A 13,153-nucleotide genomic window follows, 5' to 3' on the forward strand; every position below is an offset into this window, starting at 1 on the left:
CTGTATCTTCCGTTCGAACATCCTTTAATTGATAATTTTATCAATAGGGAAGGTTGTTTTATACCCTTGCTTTATTACAATTCCACTTTGTAATCGGTATGGCAATTTGAATATTTTAAATCTATCATTAACCTCTATGGTGAATTTGTAATGACACTCTCCGGAGTTAATAACCCAATACTTATATGCCATTTCTATAAATGCCTTTATCTCCGAAAAATCACCTGTATTATTTCTCAATGAATCCGGATAAGCTGTACCTCTATACAAGGTAAACTCATGATCATAATCCAATCCTAAAATCCACGTTCCCCCATCCCAATTATCCCAGTGTAAATATCTCGTGTTCAACAACTCCATACTTGGTAACTCTGTTTCAAACCAATGAATAAATGAATTCCAAAATCTTTTTTCATTTACATTTTCTTCGACACGTTTTCCTTTATATTCTATACCACTATTAGCCAAATGCATGATCAACATAGCTCTTGTGGTACTGGCATCTCTTAATTCAGATCCTGTCCTTAATAGTAAGCTTCCTGATAAGTTTGGAACATCGTTTTCAAAAACATTTGCTATTTCAAAAACAAGATCAAATATTTCCCCATCTGTTTCTATTGCCGAATTGTAATTTTCAACTGCTGTATCAATTTTATTTATATAATCATTAATCAATTTTTCTTTAACTGAATTGATTTTATCCGACATTATTTCACCTCATTTTTTATATAACCTCAAACACGCTAAAGCAATTTCTGACTTAGGCTACATTTGAAATTTTCCGAATTGCTTTGAACATCTTCTGGCTTACTGGTTTCTCCTACCACTATTCCTATTTCCTACAGGCATTTTCCACTTCTTCCAGTTTTCTTTCTTCCGCTGCATCACCCAATCCGATGTACGTATAAACATTGAATGTTACCGCTATATCAGAATACCTAATGAAATATTGTAAAGTCTTAGGATTTGTACCTGATAAGTCAAGGTAAATAAATCAAACCCTAGAACACACTTCCCTCTTTTCTGATTCGTAGTAAAACAGTAGTTCTTTTCTTTCACACCCACAAAATTTTGACCTTATCCGGCCAAGTTCAGCAATAGTATAAATCTTCTTAGGATGTCCTGCCATGGCAGAGGAAACAGATTTTTAACATAGTGTTTTCCCTCCTAAAATGCCGTAGATTGCCGTGTTTTGCAAGGTTTTCTGCGGTTTCTCATAAACCACATTATTTTGAAATATTATAGAAATAAGGCAACTTAGTGCAAAGTGTAACTAATTTATGCTATTACTTCCACATCTTTTTCTCGTGACTCCAAGTTCGCTCAAATAACTCATTCTTTTTTATAGCATCCACAATAGGAAACAGTAATATTTTTAATAATTGTACTGTTTCTTCAAAACCAAGTTTTATCAAGGCTTTTTTCTTTTTCACAAATGAATTCCATCTCATCAGCCTTGTTTCATCATCTGCGAATCCATCCTCAAAAGCAACAATATCATCAAACGAAGTACCACGGTGGTTAAAAGTCTCTTTTATCGCATTCGTAAGTTCTTTTCCGTCAAAATTATATCTGTCAGACAAAACATATATATCATAAAAGTCCTTATATCTACTATTGGCAAGCCCGAGAGAAACAAATGCCTCAAATTTTTCTGCTACTACAGAATTAATGGAATAAGCATACACTTTAGGAATATCCATATCCAACAGTACAGGAAAATCCATTTTCATTCTTTCGGGATAGACTATATCTCCGAAACCGATATCTATGGATATGGGCACTTTAGTTTTATCAAGATGTCCTAGAATAGAAACCTTGACTCCATGATACTCCTTAAACTCAGTGATGTAGATTACATCTAATGTATTCAAATCAAAACGTAGTGCGTCATCACACTTTATAGAAAAGATTTCTTTAAATACCTTTTTCATCTCTTCTATATCATTTGAAATGCATTGTGCCAAAAGGTCAATATCAGTAGTAGCACGAGTATAGTCTCCATTGAATAATGCATATAAGAAAATTCCGCCCTTTAAAGTAAATCGCTCCGCATACTCTGAAATACTCAATCTATAAATGGTTCTTTCCAGGCCATACATTACAATTTTGTCCTGCATAGTCTTCTTTTCTTCAATAGCCTGCTTCTTTAACCTGTCTTTTACAGATATTGCACTTATCATATCAGCACCTCCAGATACTTGTTTATAGTATCCTCACACTTAAGCATTTCTGCATATCTAATCAGCTTATTCAAATTACGATCTTTTCTATGAAGATAATTGCTAAGAACTTCCTTTGTTTCCTCAATACCCATTTTTTCTCTATAAAACACAATATCCACAACCGTTTTCTCTACATCATAAATACGAAACTTATTTTTACCAACTTCTATGATTTCTGCACCTACAGAAAAACGTTCATCTGTAAAATAGTATATTTTTAATTCCGGCCATTCCGGAAGAGTCGATACCCTTGCTTTTCTTGGAATTGCTATATCTATGGCTTCCAGACGATGAGTAGACAGGTTATAATGAACAGCGGCGCTCAGAAGACAAATGACGCCATTTGGTACATACGCATAAGCATAATAGAAGTCAGACTCTTCTCCATCAAAATTCGTATTTTCATAATATTTCTTATTTAGTTTTATGAGAATCCCCTGTTTAACCAACTGATTGATTTTGTAATATGACAAGCCTTTGTCTTTTAGTTCTTGATTAGAAAAAATCAATTGCTCATTGGAAACTTTTGAGTATTCTTTCATCCTCTCCCACCTCTACATCTATTATCCATACAAATCTCTTTTTTTAACAAAATGCGGCATAATCTATATTATGCCGCATTTTGTTAAAATTGATATTAGTCTTTTTATATTTTTGTGTCAATAAGCTTTGAAATGTATTCACATATACAGCGTATGCCATGATTTTTTAGATCACGTTCATTCATGTTCATCTTTGTATCCGGCTACACACTGCCGCGTTGGATTCCGTCAATCACTGCTTACCTCCAAATGCAATACACTCAATTGTTCTAATCACATTGCCGCTACCTTGGCGGACTAGAGACTTTCAGACAATTGACCAGCCCTCGGCCAGTTCTCGTATCTTGACAAACCTCTGATAAATCCCCTCCTGCCTGATTAATTGCCTATGTGTGCCTTTCTGAACGATGTGCCCATCGTCAAACACAAGAATTTGATCGGCGTTTTCAATTGTTGCCAGCCGGTGGGCGATCACAATCACCGTCTTTCCAACTGTCAGTTCAGTCAATGCCTCCTGTATCAGATGCTCATTTTCAGGATCAAGGCTCGCAGTTGCTTCATCAAGTATAATAACGGGAGCATTCTTCAAAATGGCGCGGGCAATAGAGATGCGTTGTTTTTCTCCACCGGAAAGTGTGGAGCCTCCCTCTCCTATTACGGTATCATACCCCTCCGGAAGAGCCATGATAAAGTCGTGACAACGTGCCTGCTTCGCAGCACGAATCATCTCTTCCTCGGATGCCTGCTCTTTCCCGAAACAGATATTTGCCCTGACCGTGTCATGAAATAGGTAAACATTCTGGAACACCATGGAAATATTCGACAACAGGCTGTCACAGGTAAATTCCTTTAGATTATGCCCACCGAGAGTAATCCGTCCTCCACTCACGTCGTAGAAGCGCGCCAAAAGCCTGCAAAGCGTTGTCTTTCCGCTCCCGGACGGTCCGACAATTGCCGTTGTCGTGCCTTCTTGGGCTGTAAAGCTCACACCTTCAATTACTTTCCTTTTTTCATCCCCCTTGCCGTAAGAAAATTGTACCTGATCAAAATGAATGTCATATCCCGAAGGTGAAATATCTTTACCGTCCTCATCAATATAGTTATCGGGTGACAGGGCTTCTATCTGATCCATGGCATTGTTTATAACAGAAAGGATATGTGCACTGTCTGCAATCGGCTCAAGCGAATGAAATACTGTCAGGGAAAGCAGAGAGAATACCAAAACCATGGGCAGGGAAAGATTACCGGAGAGACCGGCTGCCATAACGGAAATAATCATAACGATACCGGACAGCTTTAACGCAAAGAGATGTAAGCAGTTAAATGGAATAAAGCCCCATTCTATTTTCAGGGCAATCTTTCTTGCTTCTACACAGGCCTTTCGAAATGCGGAAAAAGACGCCCCCTCCATACCGAACGATTTCACCACAGGCAATCCTCTGGTATATTCGACTGCCGCTCTCGTCAGTTTTTCGTTCACTTCGTTCTGGACGAGTGTATTTCTTTTGCTGTACATTGAAATGAGAGATAGGCAGAGAAAGGACAGAAGAACCCCTATCAGGCAAATCGATGCACCAAAGGGGTGTATAACAAAAAGCAGGATGAAAATACAAAAAAAGCTCAAATATCCTCCGACAAAGGTATCTATCATCCGCATTCCCATATTTTCCAGAGTATAAAGTCCCGTAGTAATGGAAGTGAGTATAGTGCCTGTGTCTTTCTCCTGAAAATACCCTAGAGAGACTCTCTTCAACGCTGTCCCTATCGCCAGGCGATCTCTTGCAACGAGCTCATAGCTGATGGTTTCCTGAAATCTTGCTTTTAAATAGTCGAGAAGAAACCGAAGCAGAATTGTAGCAAAAATCACGCTAAGACTTTGAAACCAAAGTCCGGATGGTATACCGAGGCCTTCAACTTGCCACTGCACAACATTTCCAATGATATAACCGGCATATATGGCAGGAGCTGCGGCAGATAATCCGGAGAGAAATGAGAAGAAGAAGCTTATATAGAGCCTCTTTCTGAAATCTCCACACCAGTGGATGATTCGCCTTATCGTTCTAAACATTAGACCTTATCCTCCTTTCCTTTCAGTGTCCATCTCTTTGCCCCGATGTGTGCACTCCACATTTTCTTATAGAGTGTCGAAGCTTCCAGAAGTTCCTCATGGGTACCCACAGCTTCTACTCTGCCCCCATTTAATACAACAATCTTATCTGCGTCTTTCACCGTAGACAGCCGATGCGCAATGACAAGAAGGGTCTTTCCTTTTGTGAGCTCTGAAATGGACTGTTGAATGAACTGCTCATTTTCCGGATCGGTAAAAGCGGTGGCTTCATCCAAGATAACAATCGGTGCATTTTTCAGCATAATACGTGCGATGGCTATGCGCTGCTTTTCACCGCCGGAAAGTCTTTTTCCCGCTTCTCCCGCAGACGTATCATATCCGTCCGGCAGCTTTGAAATAAACTCATCGCAGCAGGCTTTCTTTGCTGCGGCTATCACCTCTTCATCCGTTGCTAAAGGGTTGCCAATACGGATGTTCTCTTTAATGGAAGCCTGAAACAGAAAATTATCCTGCGTAACAAAGCTCACAAGTTCTGATAGCTGTGCAATGGGCATGTTTCGTATGTCCACTCCTCCTATTTCAATGCTTCCGTCGCAAACATCCCAAAACCTCGCAATCAACCTAGCCAAGGTAGATTTTCCTCCTCCGCTTGGGCCAACCAGAGCGGTATAGCTCCCCTCGGGAAGTGTGAGATCAATTCCGTGTAGGATTTCTCCGCTCTTTGCCGAGTAGGAAAATCGAACATTTTTCAGGTGCACATCCCTGCCCTCCAGTATCGTTTCAGATTCCGGTTCAGACAATCTTGTCATGTTAAGAAAAGCTTCTGTCTGATCAACAGTATATTTCATCTGCCGTATACTATTTGCGAAAATTTCCAGTTTTGCAAAGCTTACGACCATAGACATGGCTAACATAACGGCAAGTGTCATCTCCGATACGGAAAGGCTGCCACGGGAAACCAGATAGAGACTAACCGGAACAACGCCAAGAAGTGTTGCCGGCATGAAGGCAAAGGCAAGTTTCATTGTCACCCATGTGTTTCTCATCCAATCGATTACAAAGTCTTTGTATTCAAGGACAGTGTCGGCATATTTTTTGTAACTGCTGCCTGCCTTCCCAAAAGCCCTGATTACCTCAATTCCCTCAATGTATTCGACAATCACACTGTTCATACGCACATTGGATTCCATATACTTTTTCATGCTCTTTCCACTGATGGCAAAGGTAAGTAACATGAACATAAAGCCAATTGGAAGCGATAGCAGGGAACCAAGTGCCACCCTGAAATCAAGAAAGAATAGCGCAATCAGACTAATCGCCGGAAGTACAATATGCCCGCTTCCCTCCGGAATCATGTGCGCTAAAGGAGGTTCTATCTCCTCTATTCTGTCTACAATCACATTTTTGATCTCTCCGATTGAGTGCGCCTGCACCTCTCCAAGAGGCGCTTTCAAAAAAGACTCGGCGATTTTAAGCCGTAAGCCCTCCAAAACATAGTACGCAACATAGTGTGAAAGCCCTGTTGAAAAGCCAAAACAAACTACTTTGACTGTATAGGCGAGAGCAGCAATTGCTCCCCAAAAGAGAATGACTGCGTTTTCAAGCGTCCCTGCAATGTAGGCCTCAACCATCCGATAAACACAGTAAAAAGGAATAAGTCCGCTCACAATGCTGACAATCGAGAGGATAACTGAAAGCCACATCCTATACTCTCTTCCATCTGCGTAAGACAGTAGTGTCCTAAACCAATTTTTTCTCTTTTTCTTCTCTTGCTTCTTCACTCTGCATCCCCCCTTTCCCATTCTCTTACCCATTTAATTGAATCACGCTGTGACAGACTAGGTTCAGGAATTCATAATCATGCGTAATTACCAGAACTATATATCCCTCGCGGGACAGCTTCTGAATAATCTCCCCGGTCTGCATCATGTGCGTATAGTCCAAGCCACTTGTCGGCTCATCGAATATCACTAGCTTTTTCCCCGACAGCACTGCCTGACATACTGCCAGCCGTTGACGCTGACCTCCTGACAGGACGGCAGGATGCACCTCTTTATAGGGAAGTAAATCAAACCCTTGCAGAAGTTTATCAATCTTTTCTTTCGATGCTTCCGGAGCCGCAAGCTCACATTCCTCTACAATACTGTCTGTAAATAACTGATGGTTTACATCCTGCATAACCATGGCACAGAGCCTCTGTCTTTGTCTCCTTGTAAGCTTTTTCCCTTGGTAGATGACCCTGCCGGATTGCTCCTTTAGTAATCCGCAGATTATCTTGCACAGAGTTGTTTTTCCTGCTCCATTCTTTCCCACAATCCCAATCACATCTCCTGAAGAAGCTCCGAAGCTGATTTCCTGTTCCTTGTAAGGGCTGATAATCCTTTCGATACAAAGTTCCCCCTTTACGGCTTTACATGCAGGGATTGTGATTCGCGTTTCTTTTAAGCTACGAAGTCCCATTGCAATCCGTTCTCTTTCAGAGAGTGCAAGAAACTGTTCTGTAGTAAATTCCTGCATAATCCGTCCGCCTTTTAGATATACAACTCGATCTATGACGGATCTAAGATAATTCAGCCGATGCTCCGCAATAATCAAAGTTTTCCCCTGTGCCTTGATATAGTGAAGCAGTTTCGTTAGTCGTGCAGCAGACAGGTTGTCCAGATTGGAGGATGGTTCGTCAAGCACATAAATTTCCGGCTCTCCCGCATAGGCCGAAGCAAATGCAATACTCTGCTTTTCTCCACCTGAGAGTTGGAAAATATTGCGTCCAAGCAAATTTTCAATTCCTAACTCATTCGCTGTTGTCGCAATTCTCTGTCGAATCTTTTCCGGCGGAACACCGCGGTTTTCCAGTCCGAATGCAATCTCAGAAGAGGTATCCGTATAAAAAAATTGCGATTTAGGGTTTTGGAAGACACTTCCTATCTTTTCCGCCAGTCTATATATCTCCGTTTCCGCCACTTTCTCTCCCTGAATACTTACCCCTCCGCTAAGCTCCCCATTGGAATAGAAATGAGGAATCAACCCATTGATAAGTTTCGTTAAAGTCGTTTTTCCACTACCGCTTTCTCCTGCAAGGAGGAGACATTCACCCTTGTGTATCTTCAAGTTTATTCCCGTCAAAATCACATAGTCGGCTACTCTATAATTCACATCAATAAACTCAATCATTTTATCCTTTCACAAAGTTCAAGATAAGAACAAGCCCTATGGCAGTAAACAGCATGCAGAAAATATCTGTCAGGCTGAAACGAATTTCTACTGCACAGGTCTTTTTTTCGGACTATCAATCCCCCTGACTGTTGCCGCTGCGGAAAGTTCTTCTGCAGTTTTTGTGGCAGAAAGCATGATTGGCACCAGATAACACTCTATTTTTCTCTCTACCGGAATGCTCTGAAGCTTCATTGCGTCCTTAATGTGACGAACCTCTTCTTGAATAGCCGGAAAGTAACGAACAGTGACAGCCATGGCCGTAATAAAATTTTGAGGGAGATGCATCTTTCGCAAGGCGGCAACAAACTCATGAACGCTGCACTTCTTAACTAACAATGCTCCTGTCAAAAGACAGGGCAACATCCGTCTTGTCATATTCACAAATACGGAAAACAAAGCAGTAAAAGCTATAGGCGATGCAGGAAGCACAAAGGTCTGCAAACAATATAACAGCAGCAGAAATCCCGCTCCGCCTGCCGCAATTTTAGGGCAGCCATACAAAATGAGAACTACGATAATTACCCCCGTTAAAACATTTCCTTGTCTACCGGTTCTTTCTAAGAACATCCCGATGTTGGCAAGTAGAAGAATGAAAAGACCCGCACGAGGGTCAGGCTTCCTATAGCGCATTTAGACGATACCTGCTTTCTTAAAATGTTTATTGAATATCCCTCCGGCAATCAGTGCGCCAAAGACGCCGCCGACAATCGGGGAAATCAACAGAAGAATCAACATAGGGGCGGTGATATAGGAAGAAATTGCTGCAACATATTCCTGACTCATAGTCTCGCCGATCTGCGCCAAAAAACTCTCACGATACACAAATAAAGCAAGTGGCGATCCTGCCATACCGTAGCTAAACAAGATGAAAGTGACTGCAAGATTACTGAATTTAAGATTATATTTCGTTATATACCTATAGGCTTCTGAAACAACACAGGCGATGAACATCGTAATCAGAATGAGGACGGTAAACTGCCCTGTAACAAAATACAAAAAAGCAGTGATAGCGCCCATGATTAGAACCGCTCCTGACTTAGGAACTTTTACCACCATCAATAAAAAGGGAATACCGGTGAGTACTGCCACGGTTCCGGGAAGCACAATCCAGAGTAAGGGAATGAATCCTGTCATCATTGCTGCAAAATTCAGTACAAAGTAGATTGCGGAATAGATACCGATTGCGATGACATCTTTTCCTGTCAGTTTTTGCTTTTGGTTCATCATTTCTTCATCCTCCTATATGTTAATCAAATTGTCTGCGGGCTTTGTACGGTACTTGCGATAGTCTAAAGGCGTAGTACCGATAATTTGCCGAAATGCTGCTGCAAATTTTCCTGTAGTCTCGTATCCGACAAGATGTGCAATCTCAGATACGCTCAGGTCCGGATTTTTTATTAGTAGAGAAGCCGCCGTATTCATACGACACCTTTTTAAGTAAGAATAGACGGAATCCCCATACATCTCCTTAAAGCTGATTTTGAGTTCCGTCTGCGGAATGTCATATTCTTCAGATAATTCCCTGATTGTAAAATGTACGGATAGATTTTCTGTAATCTGTTTGTGAATCTCCCGAAGCTTATCGGCATGGCTTAGGAAAAAGCAGGTCTCTTTTTGCTTTCCTTCCTGTATCTCCACGGCATCCAGATACAGAAGCAGTTCAAGTATTTTAAGTCTGTAGTAATCAGGGCCAATATTGGCAGGAGAGTTATATAAGCACTCCATAATGCCATTCACTGCCATATCGTCTTCTAGAATACCGGGAACACTTTCTTTACAGAACTTCCTTTTAAGCTTCTGAATATCGACAGAAAATTGCGGCATAAACGAAGTAATACCCTGTGGTGCAAGGTCAACATTCAAGTAAATACTTATCCCATGGAAATGGTTAAGTGGCATAAATACATGCCCGCTATGATGTCTCCGGTCATCAATCCTAAGCTGTTTTTCCTGGAGTACGCTGTACCTTCCCTCCAAAGTCTCCATTTCAATCCGCCCCTCCTTGCAGTAGTCAAAACAGATGACATTTGCATTTTCCTCCAAAAAAATCCGGATCTGCAACGTCGCATATGCATATCACAAATATTGATATATACTCCCACAAATGGTGTATATATCGTCATGATACCCTCCCCGCTCTCATCTTTAACTTCAAGAATGGCATGGCTCTCGTCCCGTGCCAGAACCTTTACATTATCGCCCAAAGTTCTGATTGAATTCATTCCGGAACCTCCGCTTATCAATTTAGGTTAGCACTAACTAATCTATATTTAGATTACTTCCCTTTGAATAAAAAGTCAAAGTCCATTTAGACATTTTCATTCCATTTAGCTCTATATGAAAAAATGCATAGCTTATGGCAGCCGTGCAGAACTTTGCCAAGAGACACGAAAAAAGCACTCTGCAACATGCAAAGTGCTCTTCTCATAAATAAATGGTGATACAGAATAGTTACTGCAAAGTATTCTTCATTTCCGATTATGCTTTCTTCGCAAAGCTGTAGGTGTACACGAATTGATCCGGTGTGTAGTTATCAAGCTTTACTCCGTCAACCTCAGCGTAAGGATAGCCGAAATCATTTAAAGCCTCTCCATCCTGTGCAGGATTCAAGGTAAGATCTCTTCCATCGGCCAAAATCATACGCTCTGCATCGCAGTTACCGAAGTAGTATTCCTGCTTCTCCTTGGTTTCTGCCTGATCTTTTGTCCAATTATTCTTTAAAACAGCCTTTAACACATCGGCAGGATCTGCGGAAACCCAACCTGTTCCCTTTAAATAAAATTCTGCCCAGCAGTGCTGATTCTTCGTGATATCCTCCGCATTGATACGGATTCCGAAATGCTCTCTGGCAGGAATTCCGGATGCACGGCAAAGGGCTACAAACATGGAGTTGATATCGGTACATTTTCCGGTCATAGTTGTGTCTAAAAGGGCACAAACATCTCCCTCTCCGCAACCTTTTACACTCTCATCACGATTCATATTGGCAATAACCCAGTCATAGATGGCTCTGGCCTTCTCTAAATCCGTAGCTTTTCCTTCGGTTACTTCCGCAGCCTTGTTCTTCACCTGGTCATTTAAGGGAAGATTCTTGGAAGGCTCCAGATACTTCTTCACATCCTCCGGAAGCTCCGCCTTCTCATCCTCCTTTAATTCAGGGCTTACAATTTCTTCTCTCTTTACCTGTAAATCCAGCTTTACCACTCTATCGGCGGGCTCGGCATTTGCATCCCATTCCACATAAAGCATCTGATTGCCCCAGTCATCTGTGTTCATTTCCGCCTTAGCATTTCCGGCATCATACTTTACGTCCTCAACAGTCTGATACTCACTGCTATGTGGCACGGGAATCCAAAGGCGAACCTTCTTTCCTTTTTCATACTTGGATAAGTCTACGGTATTATTCACCGCTCCCTCTACCACCTTCTTTTCGGAAGCCTCCGCCTTTTCCGTCTCCTTCTCAGAGCTCTTCTCTGCCGCAGCAACAGATTCCGTGCTCTGTTCTGTTCCTTTTGCAGTGGTTTCTGTATTGCTTACTGATTTATTTCCGCAGGCAGCCATCAGCATTCCTACTGTCCCCAAGAGTAACACTAATTTTAAGCTTTTTTTCATTTTTCCTCCTATACCCACTCTTTACAAACTGCAACGGGGAGAGTATACGCTAATGGCGAATAGGATGGAAATGAAATTTTCTTATAAAAACACTGCTCTATTTTAAATCTCTATAAAGGAAGCCGGAACAAACGCATGTCCATCACGGAATAGCTTTGATAGACAAAAAACACAAAGCCGCCTGCGATTCCGCCTGCTATACCTAGCGTTGTTGCAAGAATCAATAAGCTAAAATTTCGATTCCACAGTTTTGTTGTTGTCATTAGTCTTCTTCTAAAACTATACCACTATTTTATAATGTTCCTTTAATTCATTTAATGCACTATGCTTAATACATCCTTCGTTTTGTAATCTTACAACCACAATCCCTGGTGCAATACCTTGCTTCTCAGCGAATGCACGTATACTTGATACGGAAAAGCACTTACGGTCAATAAATTCAGAAAAATCATTGCCCGGGATTAATGTGTCTCCGGACCAAAAATTTGCGGCTTGCTCATCATCCTCTGATGTTCCATTCGTCTGACCTATGTGTCCTAATATAATATGTGCTAATTCATGAAATAGACTAAACCAAAACTTATCTGCATCTTTTCCTCGTGCAGTCAATCCTACAACAATCTTATTCCCATCTATAAAGGAAGTTCCTTGTAAAAATGAGCCTTGTAAATGTGGCAAAAAAACAAGTGCAATTCCACACTCTGCAAGCATACTTTTAAGCTTCGGGCAGAACTCTTTCGCTTTCATAACTGTCATCAATCTGATTTTCGGAATGATGTTCATTAAGCCTTTAATATTAATGGGGGCCGTTTTGACATCTCTTGCCTTTATCTTTGCTTCTTGTGTCCAAGCCAGTAACGCTAAATCACTTTTTTCTGTTATGGCCAATCTTCTTCTACATGCAATTCTTGTTATCTGAATATTATTCAGTAGTGAAAGTTCCACAATCTCAAAATATTTTCTAAGATTTACTACTTTTTCCCTTAATACCCTTGTTTCAGGAACCCACCCAAATTTAGCCATTTCATTATAAGGCAGTTTCTTGGCTATCTCTTCATCCTTATCCATAGTATTCTCCGCTTCAGCCTTAATTATTTTTTCTCTATATATTGCTTCTAAGTTATTCCAAAACTTTGCTGGGACGCCAAGAACAAATTCCAATCTTATAGCAACCTCCGGAGTCAACTGTACCTCTCCATTTATAAGCTTACTGATATGTTTTTCAGACATATCCATTCTCGCAGCAAACTCTTTTTGACTCATTCCTCTGTCCTTAAGCTGCTCTTTTATCGTCGCTCCGGGCGGTGTTGCAATAATGCTACGACTTCTCACCATAGTGCTACCCCCTATTCCATTTCAATTTTCTAATGGTAATCCACTATCTCCATAATATGAGCTACCTGAATCTTATTACCATGTTTTTCAAATATCATTCTATATGGATGAACCAAATCAACTGCATACTGCCCTTTACGGTTATTCGTCAATGGGTG

At 41.0% G+C, this 13,153-nt stretch carries 13 protein-coding genes; all 13 read right to left on the bottom strand.

The features are described from left to right. Nucleotides 1–24 precede the first annotated feature (24 nt). Nucleotides 25–708, bottom strand: coding sequence for a hypothetical protein (locus HMPREF9124_RS12065; protein WP_009428034.1), 684 nt, complete (start codon nucleotides 706–708; stop codon nucleotides 25–27). 578 nt (nucleotides 709–1,286) lie between these two features. Then, entirely contained in the window at nucleotides 1,287–2,183 is an 897-nt protein-coding gene (locus HMPREF9124_RS00105) for a nucleotidyl transferase AbiEii/AbiGii toxin family protein (protein ID WP_009429127.1), read from the bottom strand. Then, on the bottom strand, nucleotides 2,180–2,767 hold the full coding sequence (locus HMPREF9124_RS00110; protein WP_009429647.1) for a type IV toxin-antitoxin system AbiEi family antitoxin domain-containing protein: 588 nt from the start codon (nucleotides 2,765–2,767) through the stop codon (nucleotides 2,180–2,182). Before HMPREF9124_RS00110 ends, HMPREF9124_RS00105 begins: the two co-directional genes overlap by 4 nt. Nucleotides 2,768–3,074: 307 nt before the next feature. Continuing rightward, a complete protein-coding gene (locus HMPREF9124_RS00115) occupies nucleotides 3,075–4,835 on the bottom strand; it encodes an ABC transporter ATP-binding protein (protein WP_009428025.1) in 1,761 nt (586 codons plus the stop codon). After that, nucleotides 4,835–6,649 carry an ABC transporter ATP-binding protein gene (locus tag HMPREF9124_RS00120; RefSeq protein ID WP_009428586.1) on the bottom strand — a complete coding sequence of 605 codons (1,815 nt, stop codon included), beginning with the start codon at nucleotides 6,647–6,649 and terminating at the stop codon, nucleotides 4,835–4,837. The genes HMPREF9124_RS00115 and HMPREF9124_RS00120 overlap by 1 nt, the downstream gene beginning before the upstream one ends. Beyond that, nucleotides 6,642–8,006, bottom strand: coding sequence for an ABC transporter ATP-binding protein (locus HMPREF9124_RS00125; RefSeq protein WP_009429407.1), 1,365 nt, complete (start codon nucleotides 8,004–8,006; stop codon nucleotides 6,642–6,644). Before HMPREF9124_RS00125 ends, HMPREF9124_RS00120 begins: the two co-directional genes overlap by 8 nt. A gap of 87 nt (nucleotides 8,007–8,093) precedes the next feature. Beyond that, on the bottom strand, nucleotides 8,094–8,678 hold the full coding sequence (locus HMPREF9124_RS00130; protein WP_009428921.1) for an energy-coupling factor transporter transmembrane component T: 585 nt from the start codon (nucleotides 8,676–8,678) through the stop codon (nucleotides 8,094–8,096). Further along, complete coding sequence (locus HMPREF9124_RS00135; RefSeq protein WP_009429439.1) at nucleotides 8,679–9,275, bottom strand: MptD family putative ECF transporter S component; 597 nt, start codon at nucleotides 9,273–9,275, stop codon at nucleotides 8,679–8,681. Between the two features lie 12 nt (nucleotides 9,276–9,287). Beyond that, nucleotides 9,288–9,791 (bottom strand): helix-turn-helix domain-containing protein, encoded by a 504-nt coding sequence (locus tag HMPREF9124_RS00140; protein WP_175282425.1) that lies wholly within the window; start codon nucleotides 9,789–9,791, stop codon nucleotides 9,288–9,290. 128 nt (nucleotides 9,792–9,919) lie between these two features. Further along, a complete protein-coding gene (locus HMPREF9124_RS11900) occupies nucleotides 9,920–10,270 on the bottom strand; it encodes a hypothetical protein (RefSeq protein ID WP_175282426.1) in 351 nt (116 codons plus the stop codon). A gap of 256 nt (nucleotides 10,271–10,526) precedes the next feature. After that, on the bottom strand, nucleotides 10,527–11,660 hold the full coding sequence (locus HMPREF9124_RS00145; protein WP_009429264.1) for a transglutaminase-like domain-containing protein: 1,134 nt from the start codon (nucleotides 11,658–11,660) through the stop codon (nucleotides 10,527–10,529). Nucleotides 11,661–11,770: 110 nt separating this feature from the next. Continuing rightward, nucleotides 11,771–11,923: a hypothetical protein gene (locus tag HMPREF9124_RS11905; protein ID WP_009428562.1), complete on the bottom strand. Its 153-nt coding sequence runs from the start codon at nucleotides 11,921–11,923 to the stop codon at nucleotides 11,771–11,773. 16 nt (nucleotides 11,924–11,939) lie between these two features. Further along, nucleotides 11,940–12,995, bottom strand: a complete 1,056-nt coding sequence (locus HMPREF9124_RS00150; protein WP_009429381.1) for a HigA family addiction module antitoxin — start codon at nucleotides 12,993–12,995, stop codon at nucleotides 11,940–11,942. Nucleotides 12,996–13,153 lie beyond the last annotated feature (158 nt).

Source organism: Oribacterium sp. oral taxon 108 str. F0425 (assembly GCF_000214455.1).
In the GTDB taxonomy this organism is placed as follows: Bacteria; Bacillota; Clostridia; order Lachnospirales; family Lachnospiraceae; genus Oribacterium; species Oribacterium asaccharolyticum.

What these genes read in the sequence shown, in the direction of transcription:
- HMPREF9124_RS00145 (WP_009429264.1), bottom strand. Translation starts at nt 11,660, where the DNA reads ATGAAAAAAAGCTTAAAATTAGTGTTACTCTTGGGGACAGTAGGAATG.
- HMPREF9124_RS11905 (WP_009428562.1), bottom strand. Translation starts at nt 11,923, where the DNA reads ATGACAACAACAAAACTGTGGAATCGAAATTTTAGCTTATTGATTCTT.
- HMPREF9124_RS11900 (WP_175282426.1), bottom strand. Translation starts at nt 10,270, where the DNA reads ATGAATTCAATCAGAACTTTGGGCGATAATGTAAAGGTTCTGGCACGG.
- HMPREF9124_RS00130 (WP_009428921.1), bottom strand. Translation starts at nt 8,678, where the DNA reads ATGCGCTATAGGAAGCCTGACCCTCGTGCGGGTCTTTTCATTCTTCTA.
- HMPREF9124_RS00105 (WP_009429127.1), bottom strand. Translation starts at nt 2,183, where the DNA reads ATGATAAGTGCAATATCTGTAAAAGACAGGTTAAAGAAGCAGGCTATT.
- HMPREF9124_RS00140 (WP_175282425.1), bottom strand. Translation starts at nt 9,791, where the DNA reads ATGGCAGTGAATGGCATTATGGAGTGCTTATATAACTCTCCTGCCAAT.
- HMPREF9124_RS00120 (WP_009428586.1), bottom strand. Translation starts at nt 6,649, where the DNA reads ATGGGTAAGAGAATGGGAAAGGGGGGATGCAGAGTGAAGAAGCAAGAG.
- HMPREF9124_RS00125 (WP_009429407.1), bottom strand. Translation starts at nt 8,006, where the DNA reads ATGATTGAGTTTATTGATGTGAATTATAGAGTAGCCGACTATGTGATT.
- HMPREF9124_RS00115 (WP_009428025.1), bottom strand. Translation starts at nt 4,835, where the DNA reads ATGTTTAGAACGATAAGGCGAATCATCCACTGGTGTGGAGATTTCAGA.
- HMPREF9124_RS00135 (WP_009429439.1), bottom strand. Translation starts at nt 9,275, where the DNA reads ATGATGAACCAAAAGCAAAAACTGACAGGAAAAGATGTCATCGCAATC.
- HMPREF9124_RS00150 (WP_009429381.1), bottom strand. Translation starts at nt 12,995, where the DNA reads ATGGTGAGAAGTCGTAGCATTATTGCAACACCGCCCGGAGCGACGATA.
- HMPREF9124_RS00110 (WP_009429647.1), bottom strand. Translation starts at nt 2,767, where the DNA reads ATGAAAGAATACTCAAAAGTTTCCAATGAGCAATTGATTTTTTCTAAT.
- HMPREF9124_RS12065 (WP_009428034.1), bottom strand. Translation starts at nt 708, where the DNA reads ATGTCGGATAAAATCAATTCAGTTAAAGAAAAATTGATTAATGATTAT.